The 20,975-nt window shown below is 48.2% G+C and carries 15 protein-coding genes; 13 read left to right on the top strand and 2 right to left on the bottom strand.

Going from position 1 to position 20,975, the window contains the following annotated elements; genetic code table 11:
• Positions 1-232: 232 nt before the first annotated feature.
• The 4 genes from AC0OMU_RS17130 (at position 233) to spsC (ending at position 2,903) form a co-directional block, all read left to right on the top strand.
• Entirely contained in the window at positions 233-1,453 is a 1,221-nt protein-coding gene (locus tag AC0OMU_RS17130) for an NAD(P)/FAD-dependent oxidoreductase (protein WP_063334904.1), read from the top strand.
• 172 nt (positions 1,454-1,625) lie between these two features.
• Positions 1,626-1,769: a YuiA family protein gene (locus AC0OMU_RS17125; RefSeq protein ID WP_003243733.1), complete on the top strand. Its 144-nt coding sequence runs from the start codon at positions 1,626-1,628 to the stop codon at positions 1,767-1,769.
• A gap of 53 nt (positions 1,770-1,822) precedes the next feature.
• Positions 1,823-2,143, top strand: a complete 321-nt coding sequence (locus AC0OMU_RS17120) for a YuiB family protein (RefSeq protein ID WP_003243877.1) — start codon at positions 1,823-1,825, stop codon at positions 2,141-2,143.
• 103 nt (positions 2,144-2,246) lie between these two features.
• Positions 2,247-2,903: a stationary phase survival protein SpsC gene (gene spsC, locus AC0OMU_RS17115; RefSeq protein WP_080286255.1), complete on the top strand. Its 657-nt coding sequence runs from the start codon at positions 2,247-2,249 to the stop codon at positions 2,901-2,903.
• Positions 2,904-2,932: 29 nt separating this feature from the next.
• Here the strand turns inward: spsC and AC0OMU_RS17110 are convergent, their stop codons facing one another.
• Positions 2,933-3,409 carry a divergent PAP2 family protein gene (locus AC0OMU_RS17110; protein WP_003244337.1) on the bottom strand — a complete coding sequence of 159 codons (477 nt, stop codon included), beginning with the start codon at positions 3,407-3,409 and terminating at the stop codon, positions 2,933-2,935.
• A 157-nt stretch (positions 3,410-3,566) separates the two neighbouring features.
• Between AC0OMU_RS17110 and AC0OMU_RS17105 the strand changes: the two genes are divergently transcribed.
• Positions 3,567-5,069: a leucyl aminopeptidase gene (locus AC0OMU_RS17105; protein WP_015251314.1), complete on the top strand. Its 1,503-nt coding sequence runs from the start codon at positions 3,567-3,569 to the stop codon at positions 5,067-5,069.
• 147 nt (positions 5,070-5,216) lie between these two features.
• On the top strand, positions 5,217-6,545 hold the full coding sequence (locus AC0OMU_RS17100) for a Na+/H+ antiporter family protein (RefSeq protein WP_003228736.1): 1,329 nt from the start codon (positions 5,217-5,219) through the stop codon (positions 6,543-6,545).
• Between the two features lie 68 nt (positions 6,546-6,613).
• Here AC0OMU_RS17100 and AC0OMU_RS17095 read toward each other — a convergent pair whose 3' ends face one another.
• Positions 6,614-7,216 (bottom strand): biotin transporter BioY, encoded by a 603-nt coding sequence (locus tag AC0OMU_RS17095; protein ID WP_181220092.1) that lies wholly within the window; start codon positions 7,214-7,216, stop codon positions 6,614-6,616.
• A 103-nt stretch (positions 7,217-7,319) separates the two neighbouring features.
• Here AC0OMU_RS17095 and AC0OMU_RS17090 point away from each other — a divergent pair, with 103 nt between their 5' ends.
• The 7 genes from AC0OMU_RS17090 to dhbF all read left to right on the top strand — a co-directional run bounded on the left by AC0OMU_RS17090 (position 7,320) and on the right by dhbF (position 20,963).
• Entirely contained in the window at positions 7,320-7,916 is a 597-nt protein-coding gene (locus tag AC0OMU_RS17090; protein WP_021480518.1) for a sulfite oxidase-like oxidoreductase, read from the top strand.
• 213 nt (positions 7,917-8,129) lie between these two features.
• Positions 8,130-8,999: a ferri-bacillibactin esterase BesA gene (gene besA, locus AC0OMU_RS17085; protein WP_015714637.1), complete on the top strand. Its 870-nt coding sequence runs from the start codon at positions 8,130-8,132 to the stop codon at positions 8,997-8,999.
• A gap of 192 nt (positions 9,000-9,191) precedes the next feature.
• A complete protein-coding gene (locus AC0OMU_RS17080) occupies positions 9,192-9,977 on the top strand; it encodes a 2,3-dihydro-2,3-dihydroxybenzoate dehydrogenase (RefSeq protein ID WP_322839892.1) in 786 nt (261 codons plus the stop codon).
• Positions 9,978-10,002: 25 nt separating this feature from the next.
• Positions 10,003-11,199, top strand: a complete 1,197-nt coding sequence (gene dhbC / locus AC0OMU_RS17075; RefSeq protein ID WP_474241359.1) for an isochorismate synthase DhbC — start codon at positions 10,003-10,005, stop codon at positions 11,197-11,199.
• A 28-nt stretch (positions 11,200-11,227) separates the two neighbouring features.
• Positions 11,228-12,847: a (2,3-dihydroxybenzoyl)adenylate synthase gene (locus tag AC0OMU_RS17070; RefSeq protein ID WP_474241358.1), complete on the top strand. Its 1,620-nt coding sequence runs from the start codon at positions 11,228-11,230 to the stop codon at positions 12,845-12,847.
• A 27-nt stretch (positions 12,848-12,874) separates the two neighbouring features.
• Positions 12,875-13,813, top strand: a complete 939-nt coding sequence (locus tag AC0OMU_RS17065) for an isochorismatase (RefSeq protein WP_474241357.1) — start codon at positions 12,875-12,877, stop codon at positions 13,811-13,813.
• Between the two features lie 19 nt (positions 13,814-13,832).
• Positions 13,833-20,963 (top strand): non-ribosomal peptide synthetase DhbF, encoded by a 7,131-nt coding sequence (gene dhbF, locus AC0OMU_RS17060; protein ID WP_474241356.1) that lies wholly within the window; start codon positions 13,833-13,835, stop codon positions 20,961-20,963.
• The last annotated feature ends 12 nt before the right edge of the window (positions 20,964-20,975 follow it).

Below are 20,975 nucleotides of genomic sequence, written 5' to 3'. Positions count from 1 at the left end.
ATCCGTTCTTGAAAATATTTCCGCAGGCCGCTACGATAATAACCAAATGAAATGATCTTTTTCTGAATGTTTCTTGGGCCAGCCGGATAAACATGATAATAGTGCTATGGGTAAGGACTTCACAAAAAACTTTTCAATATATTTCATAAAATCCCGCCAATTAGCTGAAGCTAACACAAATGATGATTTTATTATGGGTCTAACAAAAGCAAAAAAAGAGAAGGTGGATGTGATGGCATTGAATAAGCCCAAAATCGTGATTTTAGGTGCAGGATATGGCGGATTGATGACGGTGACAAGGCTGACGAAATATGTCGGTCCGAATGATGCTGAAATTACGCTTGTAAATAAACACAATTATCATTATGAAACGACATGGATGCATGAAGCGAGCGCGGGTACGCTCCATCATGACCGCTGCCGTTATCAGATAAAAGATGTAATCAACCAGTCACGGGTGAATTTTGTACAGGATACCGTAAAGGCAATCAAAATTGATGAGAAAAAAGTTGTGCTTGCGAATGGAGAACTGCAGTACGATTATTTAGTCATCGGGCTCGGCGCCGTGCCTGAAACATTCGGCATTAAAGGCTTGAAAGAATATGCGTTTCCGATCGCCAACATCAACACGTCGCGCCTGCTGCGGGAACATATTGAGCTGCAGTTTGCGACTTACAATACGGAAGCGGAAAAACGGCCGGACAGGTTAACGATCGTTGTTGGCGGTGCCGGATTTACGGGAATTGAATTTCTTGGCGAGCTGGCGGCTCGCGTGCCGGAGCTCTGTAAGGAGTATGACGTTGACAGAAGTCTTGTCCGCATCATTTGTGTGGAAGCAGCGCCGACCGTTTTGCCGGGCTTTGATCCGGAACTTGTTGATTACGCCGTACATTTCCTTGAGGAAAACGGAGTTGAGTTCAAGATCGGCACAGCTGTACAAGAATGTACCCCGGAAGGAGTCAGAGTCGGCAAAAAAGATGAGGAACCAGAGCAGATCAAATCGCAAACCGTTGTATGGGCAGCAGGTGTCCGCGGCCATCCGATTGTAGAGGAAGCCGGTTTTGAAAATATGCGCGGCCGGGTGAAAGTCAACCCTGATCTTCGCGCCCCAGGACATGACAATGTCTTTATTCTCGGCGACAGCTCGCTGTTTATGAATGAAGATACAGAGCGTCCGTATCCGCCGACTGCGCAAATTGCAATGCAGCAGGGCATAACGGTTGCTAAAAACCTTGGCAGGCTAATTAAAGGCGGAGAGCTTGAGGAATTCAAGCCGGACATTAAGGGAACAGTGGCTTCTCTTGGCGAGCATAACGCGGTTGGGGTTGTTTATGGCAGAAAGCTGAAAGGCACGCCGGCTTCGTTTATGAAAAAAGTCATTGATAACCGCTCGCTGTTTATGATTGGCGGACTCGGACTGACACTGAAAAAAGGCAAGTTCAAGTTTTTCTAAAAACCCGCGGAAGCGGGTTTTCTTTATTAAAAAACGCCAAAATAAAAAGAGAATGAGAGGAAAATAAGTATGTTTCCGCTTACATCAAAAGATTTGTCACATGATCTGACTTTATTATTGACAGCTTGATATGGTATATTATCAGAAAATTAAGAAAAAGGGTGATGATTAGATGAAAACTGCAACGACAACCGCTTCACATGCATGCCCATTTTGTTCAGGGAAAGGATATTTTCAATTGATTCTCGGCGGTTCAGAGACTTGTCCGTCTTGCCAGGGGACAGGAAAAGACAGTCATTCTTTTTCCAGCCGTTGACTTTATTTCAGCCCCCGCGTTACACTAAAAACAACGCAGGGGGGTGGAATAGGTTGATTAGTCTGCCAGTCGTAATCATCTCAATTGTTTTGTTTTTTGTCTTGTTTTTTGGAATCGGTTTCTTATTAAACATGCTGCTGAGAATGTCTTGGATTATGGCTGTGATTTATCCGATTGTATGCCTTTTCATTATCAGCAAAGAAAAGCTGATCAGCTATGTCCAGTCGCCGGGAGAATCCTTTGCCAGCCTGTTTCATCGTGTCTTATCATTAGCGGCTGCCGATGTGCTGATTTTAGTCAGTGGTTTGGCCGGCGCCATCGTGTCCGGTATAGCGATCAACATGCTCAGAAAAAGAGGATATCAAATGTTTTAAATGCCGCTTTCTTCTAAAGAAAGCTTTTTTTATGTGTTCAACTCATTCATCATTTTGAATAATGCTCTCTCCACTTGGGAACAATGATTCGGAGGAGAGGTGAATGATGTTGAATATGATCAGACGTTTGCTGATGACCTGTTTATTTCTGCTTGCATTTGGCACGACATTTTTATCAGTGTCAGGAATTGAAGCGAAGGACTTGTCAAAATGGGTGCAGGAACATCAGGAAAAGCACTTGAAGCATGCAGGACTGACATTAAAAGCATTGCAGCAGAAACAAACACAAACCACGTCCGCGGCTGAGGATAAAACAAAACCGTTAGAAGAGGCATTTGATTGGGATGAATATCCAGTCCAAAGAGTAACAGCAACAGGCTACACAGCAGGAGCTGAGTCGACGGGCAAAAATCCCGGTGATCCATTATACGGGCTTACATATTCAGGTGTGAAAGTGAAACGGGATTTATATTCCACGGTTGCTGCTGACCCGTCCGTTTTCCCGATCGGAACAATTTTATTCATTCCGAACTACGGTCTCGGAGTTGTGGCCGACACAGGATCAGCTATTAAGGGAAACCGCCTTGATCTGTACTATGAGACAGTCAAAGATGTATACAATGAATGGGGCAAAAAAACCCTTGATGTATATGTGATTAAAAAGGGAACGGGAAAGATTACCGAGGATGAGCTTGAGAAGCTCAATGAAACAAAATCTTTGCAAGTGTTCAGAAATCAATATAAAACTGTGAAAGAATAAAACGCTCCAGCGAAAGCAGGAGCGTTTTTTTACATGAAAAAGTAAGCGAGTACCAATGTCAGTAAAATACCTGTGAGGCCTCCGAAAAAGACTTCGATCGGCTGATGTCCGAGAAGCTCTTTCAGCTTTTTTTGCTTTTCTTTCTCTGCAGCCTTAGGGAAGTCCTTCGCTTCATTTACGAAACGGTTAAAATCAATGACAAGCTTATTAATGACTGTTGCCTGCTCACCGGCGTGACGTCTGACGCCAGTTGCGTCAAACATGGTGATGACGGCGAAAATGGCGGAAACCGCAAAGAGTGAGGAGTCTAATCCATGCTCCAAGGCTACGCCTGTAGAAAGCGCAGTGACCGCTGCGGAGTGAGAGCTCGGCATGCCGCCTGTGCTTGTGACCAGCGACCAGTCCAGTTTTCTGGACACGATAAACTGTATGGGCACTTTGATGACCTGAGCAAAAATAATTGCGGCCAGGCTTGATAATAAAGGAAAATTCGTTAAAAGTTCCATCGGCGACATCCTTTCTATTTGAAAAATCCTTCGTGTTTCAAAAGAAAAAAGCAAGTCTTAGACTGTTGTTTGTTAAAATAAGTATAGTGGAAAGAATGTTTTTCCTATTATACCATTGTTCATTACAAATACCCATTACGTTAGGAGTGTAAGCCTCATGTTTTATGCGGTTCAACAATCAGAGCATACAGAAACCCTTGTGGTCGGGCTTTTTCAAAAAAGCCAGCTGACAGGAAAAGCGTTGGAAATTGATGAAATGCTCGAAGGCCATCTGACACAGCTTTTAAAAGAGGGTGATGTCTCTGCGAAACCGAATCAAGTATCAAAAGTATTCCCTCCATCTTCTGCGGGTATGAAACGGATTTATTTCGTTGGTCTGGGGAGAGAAGCAAATTATTCGTTTGAACAGGCGAAGGAACGTTTTGCTCATGTTTTTCAAGCCATTCATAAAGATCGAAAACAAGAAACTGCTGTTCTGCTTGATACGTTTATTTCGGAAGACGTGCCTCCAGCCGATGCCGCTCATGCTTTAGCAGAGAGCTGCCTGCTTGCTTCCTATGAGGTGCAGGATTATAAGCACAAATCAAATGAGCCTGACAAACAAATTGAAGCCGTGTATGTTGTAACAGATGAAGATACACAGGAAGTGCAGGCGGGGCTTCGCGTCGGCCAGGCATACGGACAAGGGACAAATTCGGCTAGAACGCTTGTGAATATGCCGGGAAACATGCTGACAGCGACTGACCTCGCTTCGTATGCTGAGGAGCTTGCGGCGAAATATGATTTTGAGTGTGAGATACTGGAGAAATCAGAGATGGAAGAGCTCGGTATGGGCGGAATACTTGCGGTAAACCAAGGCTCCACCGAACCGCCGAAAATGATTGTGTTGAAATATCAGGGCAAAAAGGAATGGGAAGACGTCGTCGGACTAGTCGGGAAAGGAATTACCTTTGACACAGGCGGCTACTCCATTAAAACGAAATCTGGAATTGTCGGCATGAAATCAGATATGGGAGGAGCAGCTGCGGTTCTCGGGGCTATGGAAACGATCGGAGAGCTTCGTCCTGAGCAAAACGTGCTGTGCGTTATTCCATCAACCGATAATATGATCTCCGGCGGGGCCATGAAGCCGGATGACGTGATCGTATCTTTAAGCGGAAAAACAATAGAAATCCTTAATACGGATGCTGAAGGAAGGCTAGTGCTTGCAGATGGCATTACATACGCGAAACAGCATGGCGCGTCAGTTCTTGTCGATGTAGCTACGCTTACCGGCGGCGTCGTTGTAGCTTTAGGAACAGAAACAACCGGTGCAATGACAAATGATCAAAGCTTTTACCAGCAGGTAGCTGATGCTGCACAAGAGTGCGGCGAGGCAATCTGGCAGCTGCCGATAACAGAGAAGGATAAAAAACGCGTGAAAAGCAGCCAAATGGCGGATCTCAACAATTCACCGGGACGCGAGGGACATGCGATAATGGCAGGAACGTTTCTTGGTGAATTCGCTGAGTCAACACCTTGGGTTCACCTTGATATTGCAGGCACAGCGACTGCCAATAAAGCAACCTGCTTCGGGCCGGCCGGGGCTACTGGCGTTATGGCAAGAACACTGGCTACACTTGCGGAGCGATTTACATTGGAAGAAGATAAAAACGAGTAATCAAAAATCCCTGCTGTACGATGCGGCAGGGATTTTTTTCTTCCGGAATCTTTAGTTGACTAAAGTGGATCGGTTATGATACGATACGTTCGTACTTTATTTATCTACTACATTAGCAAACTAAAGGATTTTTGGAGGGGTATCATCATGAATGCAGTCGTCATCGCAGTCCTGCTTATGCTTGTATTAAGCCTGCTGCGTGTCAATATTGTTATCGCATTAATTATAGGCGCCTTGGCCGGCGGGTTAACAGGCGGGCTCGGTCTTGGCGAAACGGTTAAAGCTTTCACAGACGGTCTCGGCGGAAATGCCACCGTTGCAGTCAGCTACGCTATGCTTGGCGCGTTTGCCGCCGCTTTGACGAAAACGGGTCTTCCGGACGCAATGGTGGAAGCCTCCGTTAAATTAATCGGAAATAAAGAAGATTCTCGAAAAAAAGCACTGTCTAAGGTGCTGATTGTGCTGATTATTTTAATTGTATCTTGTTTTTCGCAAAACGTCGTTCCGGTTCACATCGCGTTTATCCCGGTGCTGATTCCGCCGCTTTTGAAAATCTTTAATGAACTTGAAATGGACCGCCGTCTGATCGCGTGTGTAATTACATTTGGCTTAACGGCTCCTTATATTTTGCTTCCGGTCGGTTTCGGCCAAATCTTCCAGGGAATGCTGAAGGACAATATGGCGGATGCGGGGTTAAACGTTCCGCTTGCTGATATTCCGTACGCACTGATTATTCCAGTTGCAGGTATGGTTGTCGGCCTTATTTTATCAGTGATCGTATACCGTAAACCGAAACAATATGAAACAAAAGACATTTCAGGTGCAGAAGCATCGCCATATACGAGAAAAAGCATTGGTATCGCGGTTCTAGCCATTGTCGTGTCACTCGGCGTCCAGCTTTACTTATCTCAGACTTTGGGAGTAGAAGGAATGATTATGGGGGCGCTCGCTGGTCTGATTGTTCTGTTTGTCAGCGGTGTGATGAAGCGTGATGAAGCGGACTCACTGATTACTGATGGAATGGTTTTAATGGCCTTTATCGGCTTTGTCATGCTTGTTGCAGCCGGGTTTTCAAACGTGTTGACGAAAACCGGAGATGTCGAGTCACTGGTCAAAACGTCAGCTGGTTTTATCGGACACAGTCAGTCATTAGGTGCATTGCTGATGCTCATTGTCGGCTTATTAATTACAATGGGGATCGGATCTTCTTTTGCGACGATTCCTGTTATCACAACCATTTTCGTGCCTCTATGCATGCAGCTTGGATTCAGCCCGATGGCAACGATTGCGATTATCGGAGCTGCTGCTGCCCTCGGCGATGCCGGTTCACCTGCCAGTGACAGTACGCTTGGGCCGACTTCAGGTTTGAGTGCGGACGGCCAGCATCACCACATTTGGGATACTTGTGTGCCGACATTTATATTTTATAATATTCCGCTTGTTATCTTTGGCTGGATTGCAGCGCTTGTTTTATAGGAAAAAGGCTCCCCTTTACTGGGGAGCCTTTTCTCGTTATGATAAAAAAACCGTCCAATAGAACGGTTTTACATGGACGATATATGATTTCTGTTAAAGCCGGTTGCTTTATGAATAGAGCGGTAGATTGCTGGTGCGATAAACGACAGTATCACAGCCAGCGCTGTATCTTTTACCATAAACCAAATCATAAAGCCCCAAGCCGTGCCGTAGCTCACTGGCGTATGAATCCACAGCTTCAGTGCAAGATACATATAGGTAGTGCCGATGAGATACATGATCGCCGTTCCGATAAGTGAAGCAATGAGAAATCGAATTTTACTTGGCTGAATGTTTCGTTCTAAAAACCATCCCGCTGCAAATGCTGCCGGGATGTATGAGATAATAAACCCGCCGCTTTTCCCTGCAAACGGTGCGAAGCCTGCTGAAAATTGAGCGAACACAGGCGCTCCTGCCAATCCCACAAGTGCATATACAATCATGGCAACCGCTGCTCGTTTGCTGCCAAGAAGCAAAGCTGCCAAGAGACAGAAAAACGGCTGCATCGAAAGCGGAATGCCGGCTACTTGTAAAAAGGGTGCTACTGACGTAATGTTGGCCCCGACAGCCATAAGTGCAGCGAACATGCCAATCAGCGCCATATCTCCCGCACGAAGTTTACGTTGTTTCATCGTTGTTCCCCCTTAGGTTGACATACACAATCATAGAGTAATAAAGAACAAAAAGATTGTCAACATAATTTAAAATGAGGTTAACAAAAAAGGAGTGCTCCATATGTATTTCGGAAAAACAAAACAGTCCGATCAATCTGGAAGAGTGCCGCCAAATCAAAACGTCACCACTTCATTTCCTGTGCTTCATACCGGAAATGTCCCATATTACGAAGATATGACGAAATGGAATCTTCAAGTATACGGTTTGGTTGACCATCCGATGCTGTTAAGCTTTGAAGATGTCAAAGCCTTTCCACGGTATGAATCGAAAAATGACATTCATTGCGTCACGGGCTGGTCAAGGCTTGATAATGTGTGGCAAGGCGTGCGGGCTTGTGATATAGCGGAAAAAGCGGGTGTAAAAGAAGAAGCGGGCTACGTCATTTTACATGCTGAAGAGGGCTGGACGACCAATCTGCCGCTTGATGATTTCTTAGCGGAAACTTCCCTTCTGGCTTATGCGCATAATGGCGAACCTTTAACCCCTGAACACGGCTTTCCGCTGCGGGGTGTATTTCCGCATCTGTATTTTTGGAAAAGCGCCAAGTGGCTGCGCGGCATCCAATTTACGAAAGAAAATCACCCTGGCTTTTGGGAGCGGAATGGCTATCACATGAGAGGCGATCCTTGGCAAAATCAAAGGTTTACATGGGATTAAGGTTCTATTTCAAATAGGACAATCCGCATCTTTATTGGATTTTTACTTCCATATTGATAGTCTGCAGGTACCTTATTTGATCAAGGTGCTTTTTTTATTCGGGAAAAAGTTGACTTTCTTTGGAAGAAAACCTATTATTTGAGGTGTCTAGTTGATAGTGAAAATCATTATCATACATTGCGGTTTAGTTTAAGGAGAGGAATGTCGTACTGCATGAAAGAGCAAACAACAGACCGGACAAATGGCGGGACATCAAACGCATTTACGATTCCTGGTACGGAAGTGCGTATGATGTCTTCACGCAATGAAAACCGTACCTATCACATTTTTATCTCGAAACCTAGTACGCCGCCGCCACCCGCTGGTTATCCTGTGATTTATCTGCTGGATGCCAATTCTGTCTTCGGAACGATGACGGAAGCCGTTCGAATACAGGGACGCCGACCCGAAAAAACCGGGGTGATCCCTGCAGTAATCGTCGGCATTGGCTATGAGACAGCGGAGCCGTTCTCTTCAGCACGCCACCGGGATTTTACAATGCCAACAGCCCAATCGAAGCTGCCGGAAAGGCCCGACGGCAGAGAATGGCCGGAGCATGGCGGAGCGGAGGGCTTTTTCAGATTTATTGAAGAGGATTTAAAACCGGAGATAGAACGAGATTACCAGATTGATAAAAAAAGACAAACAATCTTTGGCCATTCGCTCGGAGGGCTTTTCGTGCTGCAGGTGCTGCTAACAAAGCCCGATGCGTTTCAAACGTATATCGCGGGAAGTCCGTCCATTCATTGGAATAAACCGTTTATTCTCGAGAAAACGGACCATTTCGTCTCTCTCACCAAGAAAAACAATCAGCCTATCAATATCCTGCTTGCTGCAGGAGAATTGGAGCAGCATCATAAAAGCCGGATGAATGATAATGCAAGGGAGCTTTATGAGCGGCTGGCCGTTTTATCTGAACAAGGCATACGAGCAGAATTTTGCGAGTTTTCAGGAGAAGGACATATTTCAGTTCTTCCAGTTTTGGTCAGCCGGGCGCTGCGTTTTGCGCTTCACCCTGACGGACCGCATCTATCAATGGGCTGAGACATACTCAGCCTTGCCTTTAAAAAATATTTGTCACTGAAATTATATTTGACTGTCACATGACATTTGGATATGATTATTTTTATAATTGATAATGATAATCATTATCAATAGATTGCGTTTTTCAAGGCGCAGCAGTCTTTTTCGCTGGATGTCTGTTCGGCATTTAGAGCGAAGAAAGGAATTGATGATATGAATGCAAAGGGTATAGAGGGAAAAATTGCTTTTATAACAGGGGCTGCCCAAGGAATAGGCGAAGCTGTTGCGCGGACGCTTGCCAGTCAAGGCGCACATATTGCGGCAGTTGATTATAATCCTGAAAAGCTGGATAAGGTTGTGAGCAGCCTCAAAGCAGAAGGCCGCCATGCAGAAGCTTTTCCTGCGGATGTGAGAGACAGCGCGGCGATTGACGAGATCACGGCGCGCATTGAACGTGAAATGGGGCCGATTGATATTTTAGTGAATGTAGCGGGTGTCCTTCGCCCGGGACTGATCCATTCACTTAGCGATGAGGAATGGGAGGCGACGTTCTCAGTGAATTCGACTGGCGTATTTAACGCCTCGCGTTCAGTCAGCAAATATATGATGGACCGAAGATCAGGTTCGATTGTAACAGTTGGATCGAATGCTGCCGGTGTACCAAGAACATCTATGGCGGCATATGCGTCTTCAAAGGCTGCGGCTGTGATGTTTACGAAATGCCTTGGCCTTGAGCTTGCAGAATACAATATTCGCTGCAACATTGTATCTCCCGGATCAACGGAAACAGACATGCAGTGGTCATTATGGGCCGACGAGAATGGAGCGGAGCAAGTCATAAAAGGATCACTTGAGACATTTAAAACAGGGATCCCGCTCAAAAAACTAGCCAAGCCTTCGGATATTGCGGATGCGGTGCTCTTTTTGGTTTCTGACCAGGCAGGGCATATTACGATGCATAATTTAGTCGTAGATGGCGGCGCGACCTTAGGCGTGTAACTGAATTTAAAGGAGGTTCATGAGAATGTTGGATCAAAACGTTATAACAGAAACAAAAGCGGAGCATTTGCTTCATGAATATCAGCCGGGCGCCTTTTTCTTAGCGTCTCCTCATCGTGTACTGTTAGCGAAAGGCATATGTGAAATCGTACCGGAGGCAGACGGGCAAAACCAAATAGAAACCCTTTCTGGCCGAATTGCAGAGACGTTGCGTCAGGCAAAACAATCAGGGCAAAGCCGGCCGCTTGTTGTCGGGGCCGTTCCTTTTGATCAAGTAAAAGCAGCGCGGCTCGTTGTACCTGAGGAAGTGCGCTGGTCAGGACCGTTTCAATTTGATCATGAGGAAAAGGAACAGCAGGCTGGGCATACATACCACATAAAGCCTGTTCCTGAACCTGAGGATTATAAAAATGGTGTTGAACAAGGGCTGACACGCATTGCCGATGGAACACTCAGCAAAATCGTCCTATCCAGATCGCTGCATTTGACATCGCCTGAACCGATTCAGACGGATGAATTGCTTCGCCATCTGGCTCAGCATAACACGCATGGCTACACGTTTGCCGCAGACGTGTCCAGCCAGGAGGAAACGTCTCCCCGCCGAACATTGCTCGGAGCAAGTCCGGAGCTTCTCGTTTCAAGGATGGGAACACAGGTCGTTTCCAATCCATTAGCCGGCTCAAGGCCGCGCAGTAATGATCCTGTTGAAGACCAGCGCCGGGCAGCTGAATTGCTTTCTTCCGCAAAGGATCTTCATGAGCACGCGGTTGTCGCTGACGCGGTTGCGGCAGCGCTGAGACCTTTCTGCCGGACGCTGGAGGTTCCGGAGAAGCCTTCACTGATCAAAACGGAAACGATGTGGCACCTGTCCAGCGTGATTAAGGGAGAGCTTTCCGATCCGTCTGTAACTGCACTTGAATTGGCGGCGGCGCTCCACCCGACGCCAGCAGTCTGCGGAACACCGACTGATCTTGCAAGAGAAGCGATTCTCAGCATTGAACCATTTGACCGCGGTTTCTTTACCGGCATGGTCGGCTGGTGTGACGATGCCGGTGACGGAGAATGGATCGTGACCATCCGTTGTGCAGAGGCAGAAGAACGCTCACTCCGCCTGTATGCTGGAGCTGGTGTTGTGGCCGGTTCAAAGCCCGAGGACGAGCTTCAGGAGACGTCCGCAAAGTTTCGGACAATGCTGCGGGCAATGGGCGTGGATCACATATGAACAGAATGAATTGCTGGAGGGATACAACATGCTGAAAGGATTTACGCCTTGGCCTGATGAGTTAGCTGAGACCTATCGAAAGAACGGCTGCTGGGCCGGTGAAACGTTTGGAGATTTGTTAAGGGACCGAGCAGCCAAATATGGTGATCGCATTGCCATTACATGCGGAAACACCCATTGGAGCTATCGAGAGCTTGACACAAGGGCTGATCGCCTGGCTGCCGGATTTCAAAAGCTCGGCATTCAACAGATGGATCGTGTTGTGGTGCAGCTGCCAAATATCAAAGAGTTTTTTGAAGTCATTTTCGCGCTTTTCCGTCTGGGGGCGCTTCCAGTCTTCGCACTGCCTTCTCATCGAAGCAGTGAAATTACATATTTTTGCGAGTTTGCTGAAGCGGCTGCATATATCATTCCCGACGCATATTCCGGTTTTGACTACCGTTCGCTTGCCAGACAGGTTCAAAGCAAGCTGCCGACTTTGAAAAACATCATTGTCGCAGGTGAGGCAGAGGAATTTTTGCCGCTCGAGGATTTGCATACAGAACCTGTAAAACTGCCTGAAGTCAAATCTTGGGATGTGGCGTTCCTCCAGCTTTCTGGCGGGAGCACCGGGCTATCGAAACTGATTCCGAGGACCCACGATGACTACATATACAGCCTGAAGCGGAGTGTGGAGGTCTGCTGGCTCGACCACAGCACGGTGTACTTGGCCGCGCTGCCGATGGCACACAATTATCCGCTGAGCTCACCTGGCGTTCTCGGCGTATTATACGCTGGAGGAAGAGTGGTATTATCTCCTTCTCCAAGTCCAGATGACGCATTTCCTTTGATTGCACGCGAAAAGGTCACGATAACCGCTCTTGTTCCGCCTCTTGCGATGGTATGGATGGATGCGGCATCCTCACGCCGTGACGATTTATCCAGCCTTCAAGTGTTGCAGGTCGGCGGTGCCAAGTTTAGTGCTGAAGCCGCGCGCAGGGTAAATGCTGTTTTCGGCTGCACGCTGCAGCAGGTGTTCGGAATGGCAGAGGGTCTCGTCAATTATACGAGATTGGATGATCCTGAGGAGATCATTGTCAACACCCAAGGAAGACCGATGTCCCCATATGATGAAGTGCGTGTTTGGGATGATCATGATCGCGACGTAAAACCTGGTGAAACAGGCCATCTGCTGACGCGGGGACCGTATACAATTCGAGGTTACTATAAGGCAGAAGAGCATAACGCCGCTTCATTTACTGAGGACGGTTTTTACCGTACGGGTGATATCGTCAGGCTGACACGAGACGGCTATATTGTCGTTGAAGGCCGGGCGAAGGATCAAATTAACCGTGGAGGAGAAAAGGTTGCGGCTGAAGAGGTAGAAAATCATCTGCTGGCGCATCCAGCTGTCCATGATGCGGCAATGGTCTCCATGCCTGATCAATTTCTTGGCGAAAGATCTTGTGTGTTCATTATTCCCAGGGATGAAGCCCCAAAAGCCACAGAGCTCAAAGCATTTTTGAGAGAGCGCGGACTGGCGGCATATAAAATCCCTGATCGAGTTGAATTTGTCGAATCCTTTCCGCAGACAGGGGTAGGAAAGGTAAGCAAAAAGGCTCTTCGTGAAGCTATTTCCGAGAAACTTCTTGCAGGGTCAAAAAAATAAAACAACAATTTGAGAGGAAGTGTTCAAATGGCTATACCTGCCATTCAGCCGTATCAAATGCCGACAGCATCTGATATGCCGCAAAACAAAGTATCATGGGTGCTTGATCCGAATGGGGCTGTCTTGTTAATACACGATATGCAAAACTATTTTGTCGATGCTTTCACAGCGGGAGCGTCTCCGGTAATAGAGCTTTCAGCGAATATACGAAAGCTGAAGAATCAATGTGTTCAGCTTGGGATTCCTGTTGTCTATACCGCACAGCCGGGAAGCCAAAATCCGGCTGACCGGGCGCTGTTGACTGACTTTTGGGGCCCGGGATTAAACAGCGGTCCTTATGAGGAGAAAATTATAACCGAGCTGGCACCAGAGGATGATGATCTTGTGCTGACAAAATGGAGATACAGCGCGTTTAAGAGAACGAATCTGCTTGAAATGATGCGCAAAGAGGGACGCGATCAGCTGATCATTACAGGAATTTACGCCCATATCGGCTGTCTTGTTACAGCATGTGAAGCATTTATGGAGGATATTAAAGCCTTTTTTGTGGGAGATGCAGTTGCTGATTTTTCATTAGAAAAACATCAAATGGCGCTGGACTATGCAGCTGGACGCTGTGCGTTTACCGTGATGACTGACAGTCTTCTTGATCAGCTGCAGAATGCGCCGGCAGACGTTCAAAAAACGTCAGCAAACACTGGCAAAAAGAAGGTGTTTACATGTGAGAATATCCGTAAACAAATTGCTGAGCTTCTACAAGAAACACCGGAAGACATCACAGATCAAGAGGATTTGCTCGATCGTGGTCTTGATTCGGTAAGGATCATGACATTGGTGGAACAATGGCGCCGTGAAGGGGCAGAGGTGACTTTCGTAGAATTGGCTGAACGCCCAACGATCGAAGAATGGCAGAAATTGCTCACAACCCGCAGCCAGCAAGTGCTGCCAAACGCGGATTATTTATAAAAGGAGGGTAAACAAACGGATGCCTGATACAAAAGATCTTCAATATTCTTTGACCGGGGCGCAAACTGGCATATGGTTTGCTCAGCAGCTTGATCCGGACAATCCAATCTACAATACAGCGGAATATATAGAAATCAATGGACCAATCAATATTGCTCTTTTTGAAGAAGCTTTGCGGCACGTGATCAAGGAAGCGGAATCGCTGCATGTCCGCTTCGGTGAAAATATGGACGGGCCTTGGCAGATGATAAACCCGTCTCCGGATGTACAGCTGCACGTCATTGACGTCAGCTCTGTGCCTGATCCGGAAAAAACATCATTAAACTGGATGAAAGCTGATTTAGCAAAGCCGGTTGATTTAGGGCATGACCCTTTGTTTAATGAAGCTCTGTTTATTGCCGGGCCTGATCGTTTCTTTTGGTATCAGCGCATTCACCATATAGCGATCGACGGCTTCGGTTTTTCCCTGATAGCCCAGCGTGTGGCAAGTACATATACTGCGCTTATAAAAGGACAAACAGCTAAAGGCCGTTCCTTTAGGTCTCTCCAGGCCATTTTGGAGGAGGATACAGATTATCGCGGATCAGAGCAGTATGAGAAGGATCGTCAATTCTGGCTGGACCGTTTTGCAGATGCACCTGAAGTTGTGAGCTTGGCTGATCGGGCGCCAAGAACATCTAACAGTTTTCTTCGTCATACGGCATATCTGCCTCCGTCTGATGTAAACGCGTTAAAAGAAGCGGCGCGCTATTTCTCAGGAAGCTGGCATGAAGTCATGATTGCGGTGTCAGCTGTTTATGTGCACCGTATGACCGGCTCTGAGGATGTTGTGCTCGGCCTGCCCATGATGGGTCGGATAGGGTCTGCATCACTGAATGTACCGGCTATGGTGATGAACCTTCTCCCGCTCCGGCTGACGGTAAGCTCTTCGATGAGCTTTTCTGAACTGATTCAGCAAATTTCCCGGGAAATCCGCAGTATTCGGCGACATCATAAGTATCGCCATGAAGAGCTTCGGCGCGATCTGAAATTGATAGGAGAAAATCATCGATTATTTGGCCCTCAAATCAATCTTATGCCGTTTGATTACGGTCTCGACTTTGCCGGCGCCCGGGGCACAACGCATAATCTTTCAGCCGGTCCTGTTGATGATCTATCAATCAATGTATATGACAGAACAGACGGCAGCGGGCTGCGAATTGATGTTGATGCGAATCCCGAGGTATACAGTGAGTCTGATATTAAGCTTCATCAGCGGCGTATCCTGCAGCTGCTGCAAACGGCTTCTGCCGGAGAGGACATGCTGATTGGGCACATGGAGCTTCTGTTGCCAGAGGAGAAAGAAAAAGTCATTTCTAAATGGAATGAGACGGCAAAATCCGAGAAGCTGGTCAGCCTTCAGGACATGTTCGAAAAGCAGGCAGTTCTTACGCCAGAACGTATCGCTCTCATGTGTGATGACATTCAAGTCAACTATCATAAGCTCAATGAAGAGGCAAACCGCCTCGCGCGTCTGTTGATCGAAAAAGGGATTGGTCCGGAGCAATTTGTCGCTTTGGCGCTGCCGCGTTCCCCTGAGATGGTGGCCTCAATGCTTGGTGTGCTCAAGACTGGTGCGGCGTATCTCCCCCTTGATCCGGAGTTTCCAGCCGACCGTATTTCTTACATGCTGGAGGATGCGAAACCTTCATGCATCATAACGACTGAGGAAATAGCAGCCAGTCTGCCTGATGACCTGGCTGTACCGGAGCTTGTGCTTGATCAGGCTGTTACACAGGAGATTATAAAACGCTATTCGCCTGACAATCCGAATGTATCGGTTTCTCTTGACCATCCTGCGTATATCATCTATACCTCAGGATCAACAGGAAGACCGAAGGGAGTCGTTGTGACACAGAAAAGCTTAAGCAATTTTCTGCTGTCCATGCAGGAGGCATTTTCTCTAGGAGAAGAAGACAGGCTGTTGGCTGTGACGACTGTCGCTTTTGATATTTCAGCATTGGAGTTATATCTTCCGCTGATTAGCGGAGCGCAAATCGTGATCGCAAAGAAAGAAACGATCCGTGAGCCGCAGGCATTAGGTCAAATGATTGAAAATTTCGATATTAACATCATGCAGGCGACACCGACACTGTGGCACGCTTTGGTAACGAGTGAACCTGAGAAACTTCGGGGGCTTAGAGTGCTTGTAGGAGGCGAGGCGCTGCCGAGCGGTCTTTTGCAGGCGCTTCAAGACCTTCATTGTTCAGTCACGAACTTATACGGTCCCACTGAAACAACGATTTGGTCTGCAGCAGCTTTTCTTGAAGAAGGGCTGAAGGGCGTTCCTCCGATTGGGAAACCGATTTGGAACACGCAGGTGTATGTGCTTGATAATGGATTGCAGCCGGTGCCGCCGGGCGTTGTCGGAGAGCTTTATATTGCAGGCACCGGCTTGGCCAGAGGCTATTTCCATCGCCCTGATTTAACGGCGGAGCGCTTCGTTGCAGATCTATACGGACCGCCGGGAACTAGGATGTATCGGACCGGAGACCAGGCCCGCTGGCGCGCCGATGGGTCTTTGGATTATATCGGGCGGGCGGATCATCAAATCAAAATTCGCGGATTCCGAATTGAACTTGGAGAAATTGATGCCGTGCTTGCCAATCATCCGCACATTGAACAGGCCGCGGTTGTCGTGCGGGAAGATCAGCCGGGAGACAAACGATTGGCGGCTTATGTAGTCGCTGATGCTGCTATTGATACTGCAGAGCTTCGTCGTTATATGGGGGCTAGTCTTCCTGATTATATGGTACCGGCGGCGTTTGTGGAGATGGACGAGCTGCCGTTAACACCTAATGGCAAGCTTGACCGGAAAGCACTGCCGGCACCAGACTTCAGCACATCTGTCAGTGATCGGGCCCCGCGGACTCCTCAGGAAGAGATATTGTGTGACTTGTTTGCAGAGGTTCTCGGTTTGGCACGCGTCGGTATCGATGACAGTTTCTTCGAGCTTGGGGGCCATTCTCTTCTTGCAGCCCGTCTGATGAGCCGCGTTCGCGAGGTAATGGGAGCCGAACTTGGTATCGCCAAGCTCTTTGACGAACCGACAGTAGCCGGACTCGCTGCCCATCTTGATCTGGCGCAGAGTGCACGTCCCGCTTTGCAGAGAGCTGAGCGGCCTGAAAAGATCCCGCTATCATTTGCCCAGCGCCGGCTATGGTTCCTGCATTGTCTGGAAGGACCGAGTCCTACTTATAATATTCCGGTTGCTGTCCGTTTGTCGGGTGAGTTGGATCAAGGATTGCTGAAAGCGGCACTTTATGACCTCGTCTGCCGTCATGAAAGCCTTCGGACGATCTTCCCTGAATCACAGGGGACATCCTATCAGCATATTTTAGATGTCGATCAAGCCCATCCTGAGTTACATGTTACTGAAATTGCTGAGAAGGAGCTTTCTGATCGGCTTGCCGAAGCTGTACGCTACAGCTTTGATCTTGCAGCTGAACCTGCTTTTCGTGCCGAGCTTTTTGTGATCGGTCCTGACGAGTACGTGCTGCTTCTTCTCGTCCATCATATTGTCGGGGACGGCTGGTCCTTAACACCGCTGACCCGAGACCTTGGGACGGCTTATGCAGCTCGCTGCCACGGACGATCTCCCGAATGGGCGCCTCTTGCTGTGCAGTATGCAGACTATGCGCTTTGGCAGCAAGAACTGCTTGGAAACGAGGATGATCCAAATAGCTTGATTGCCGGACAGCTTGCTTTCTGGAAAGAAACCTTGAAAAACCTGCCTGATCAGCTTGAACTGCCAACCGATTATTCACGTCCGGCTGAGCCGAGTCATGATGGAGATACGATTCATTTTCGTATTGAGCCCGAGCTTCACAAGCGATTGCAGGAGCTGGCTCGCGCAAATAGGGTGAGCCTGTTTATGGTGCTTCAATCCGGTCTCGCCGCTTTATTGACAAGGCTCGGGGCGGGCACCGACATTCCGATCGGCAGTCCGATCGCGGGACGGAATGATGATGCGCTGGGCGATCTTGTAGGGCTGTTCATTAATACATTGGTGCTCAGAACCGATACGTCCGGTGATCCAAGCTTCCGTGAGCTCCTTGACAGAGTACGGGAAGTGAATCTGGCCGCCTATGACAATCAGGATCTGCCGTTTGAGAGACTTGTAGAGGTACTCAATCCGGCTCGTTCGCGTGCGACGCATCCTTTATTCCAAATCATGCTTGCGTTCCAAAACACACCGGACGCTGAACTGCATCTTCCTGATATGGAGAGCAGCCTGCGAATCAACAGTGTCGGTTCTGCCAAGTTTGATTTGACGCTGGAAATCAGTGAAGATCGCCTTGCTGACGGGACACCAAACGGAATGGAAGGACTGCTTGAATACAGCACTGATCTTTTCAAGCGGGAAACTGCTCAGGCTCTTGCTGACCGATTGATGCGCCTGTTGGAGGCTGCCGAGTCTGATCCTGACGAGCAAATCGGAAATCTGGATATTCTTGCGCCAGAGGAACGCAGCAGCATGGTGACAGATTGGCAAAGTGTATCTGAAAAGATTCCGCACGCAAGTTTGCCAGAGCAGTTTGAGAAGCAGGCTGCTTTACGTCCTGATGCTATTGCCGTTGTATATGAAGATCAGGCACTGAGCTATGCAGAGCTGAATGAAAGAGCAAACCGGCTTGCCCGAATGCTGATTAGTGAAGGTGTCGGGCCGGAGCAATTTGTGGCATTGGCACTGCCCCGATCGTTGGAAATGGCTGTCGGCCTATTGGCGGTGCTAAAAGCCGGGGCAGCTTATCTCCCTCTTGATCCGGATTATCCGGCTGATCGAATTGCTTTTATGCTAAAAGATGCACAGCCTGCGTTTATCATGACGAACACTAAAGCTGCAAATCACATTCCGCCAGTTGAAAACGTGCCGAAAATCGTGCTGGATGATCCCGAGCTGGCAGAGAAACTAAACACGTACCCTGCAGAGAATCCAAAAAATAAGGATAGGACTCAGCCGCTTTCGCCTTTGAATACGGCATATGTCATTTATACATCCGGCTCAACTGGTGTTCCAAAAGGTGTGATGATTCCTCACCAAAATGTAACACGTTTATTTGCAGCGACCGAGCACTGGTTCCGTTTCAGCTCAGACGATATCTGGACCATGTTCCACTCCTATGCGTTTGATTTTTCGGTGTGGGAGATCTGGGGTCCTCTGCTGCATGGCGGACGTCTTGTGATCGTACCTCACCACGTCAGCAGATCGCCAGAAGCGTTTTTGCGCCTGCTTGTCAAAGAGGGGGTGACTGTTCTGAACCAGACACCGTCTGCTTTCTATCAGTTTATGCAGGCGGAACGGGAACAGCCGGATCTCGGACAGGCACTCAGTCTGCGCTATGTCATTTTTGGCGGAGAAGCGCTTGAACTCAGCCGTTTAGAGGATTGGTACAACCGCCACCCTGAAAATAGACCGCAGCTTATCAATATGTATGGTATTACAGAAACGACGGTGCATGTGAGCTATATCGAATTAGACCGAAGCATGGCAGCTTTACGGGCAAACAGCTTGATCGGCTGCGGCATTCCCGATCTTGGTGTATACGTGCTGGATGAACGCCTGCAGCCGGTTCCGCCGGGTGTTGCCGGAGAGCTGTATGTATCAGGAGCGGGGTTAGCACGAGGTTATCTAGGCCGGCCTGGTTTAACATCTGAACGCTTCATAGCTGATCCGTTCGGTCCTCCAGGCACCCGGATGTACCGCACTGGGGATGTGGCCCGCCTCCGCGCTGACGGTTCCCTCGACTATGTCGGCCGTGCAGACCATCAAGTGAAAATTCGGGGATTCCGAATTGAATTGGGAGAAATTGAAGCCGCACTTGTTCAGCATCCGCAGCTTGAAGATGCGGCAGTGATCGTTCGTGAGGATCAGCCGGGAGATAAACGGTTGGCAGCTTATGTCATCCCTTCGGAAGAAACATTTGATACGGCGGAACTGCGCAAATATGCTGCGGAGAGACTGCCGGATTACATGGTGCCTGCTGCCTTTATGACGATGAAAGAATTGCCGCTGACACCGAATGGAAAGCTTGATCGTAAAGCACTGCCCGCTCCGGATTTCGCAGTGACAGGACGAGGACCGAGAACGCCGCAGGAAGAAATTCTCTGTGACCTCTTTATGGAGGTGCTTCACTTGCCGCGTGTCGGCATTGATGACCGTTTCTTTGATTTAGGCGGACATTCCTTGCTTGCTGTACAGCTCATGAGCCGCATTCGTGAAGCGCTCGGCGTTGAACTCAGCATCGGCAACTTGTTCGAAGCACCTACTGTAGCCGGGCTCGCTGAAAGACTTGAAATGGGATCAAGCCAAAGCGCTCTTGACGTTCTGCTGCCGCTCCGAACAAGCGGAGACAAGCCTCCTTTATTCTGTGTTCATCCGGCAGGGGGACTCAGCTGGTGCTATGCCGGTTTGATGACGAATATAGGAACGGATTATCCGATCTATGGCTTGCAGGCACGGGGAATCGGGCAGCGCGAGGAGCTTCCGAAAACACTTGATGACATGGCTGCCGATTACATTGAACAAATCCGAACGGTCCAGCCAAAAGGCCCGTACCATCTGCTGGGCTGGTCCCTGGGCGGGAATGTCGTTCAAGCGATGGCCACCCAGCTGCAAAATCAAGGAGAAGAAGTTTCCCTATTGGTGATGCTGGATGCCTATCCGAACCACTTCCTTCCTATAAAAGAGGCACCGGATGATGAGGAAGCGCTTATTGCCCTTCTGGCGTTAGGCGGGTACGATCCAGACAGCTTAGGGGACAAACCGCTAGATTTTGAAGCGGCGATTGAGATTCTTCGCCGAGACGGCAGTGCGCTTGCGAGCTTGGATGAAACGGTCATTTTAAATTTGAAGAATACGTATGTCAATTCTGTCGGCATTTTAGGCTCCTATAAGCCGAAAACCTTCCGTGGAAATGTTTTGTTTTTCAGATCAACAATCATTCCTGAATGGTTTGATCCGATTGAACCTGACTCGTGGAAGCCTTATATTAACGGACAGATTGAACAAATCGACATCGACTGCCGCCATAAAGATTTATGTCAGCCGGAACCTCTGGCTCAAATCGGCAAGGTTCTCGCTGTCAAATTGGAAGAGTTGAATAAATAAGGGAGGAGAAAT

Source organism: Bacillus sp. FAU18, from assembly GCF_056033885.1.
The sequence above is the reverse complement of the archived record's forward strand: the minus strand, read 5'-3'. Positions and strand labels throughout refer to the sequence as shown.

Coding starts and splice junctions, on each gene's coding strand:
- AC0OMU_RS17110 (WP_003244337.1), bottom strand. CDS start 3,409: ATGGAACTTTTAACGAATTTTCCTTTATTATCAAGCCTGGCCGCAATT.
- AC0OMU_RS17070 (WP_474241358.1), top strand. CDS start 11,228: ATGCTGAAAGGATTTACGCCTTGGCCTGATGAGTTAGCTGAGACCTAT.
- dhbF (WP_474241356.1), top strand. CDS start 13,833: ATGCCTGATACAAAAGATCTTCAATATTCTTTGACCGGGGCGCAAACT.
- besA (WP_015714637.1), top strand. CDS start 8,130: ATGAAAGAGCAAACAACAGACCGGACAAATGGCGGGACATCAAACGCA.
- AC0OMU_RS17065 (WP_474241357.1), top strand. CDS start 12,875: ATGGCTATACCTGCCATTCAGCCGTATCAAATGCCGACAGCATCTGAT.
- dhbC (WP_474241359.1), top strand. CDS start 10,003: ATGTTGGATCAAAACGTTATAACAGAAACAAAAGCGGAGCATTTGCTT.
- AC0OMU_RS17105 (WP_015251314.1), top strand. CDS start 3,567: ATGTTTTATGCGGTTCAACAATCAGAGCATACAGAAACCCTTGTGGTC.
- AC0OMU_RS17100 (WP_003228736.1), top strand. CDS start 5,217: ATGAATGCAGTCGTCATCGCAGTCCTGCTTATGCTTGTATTAAGCCTG.
- spsC (WP_080286255.1), top strand. CDS start 2,247: ATGATGTTGAATATGATCAGACGTTTGCTGATGACCTGTTTATTTCTG.
- AC0OMU_RS17125 (WP_003243733.1), top strand. CDS start 1,626: ATGAAAACTGCAACGACAACCGCTTCACATGCATGCCCATTTTGTTCA.
- AC0OMU_RS17080 (WP_322839892.1), top strand. CDS start 9,192: ATGAATGCAAAGGGTATAGAGGGAAAAATTGCTTTTATAACAGGGGCT.
- AC0OMU_RS17095 (WP_181220092.1), bottom strand. CDS start 7,216: ATGAAACAACGTAAACTTCGTGCGGGAGATATGGCGCTGATTGGCATG.
- AC0OMU_RS17090 (WP_021480518.1), top strand. CDS start 7,320: ATGTATTTCGGAAAAACAAAACAGTCCGATCAATCTGGAAGAGTGCCG.
- AC0OMU_RS17130 (WP_063334904.1), top strand. CDS start 233: ATGGCATTGAATAAGCCCAAAATCGTGATTTTAGGTGCAGGATATGGC.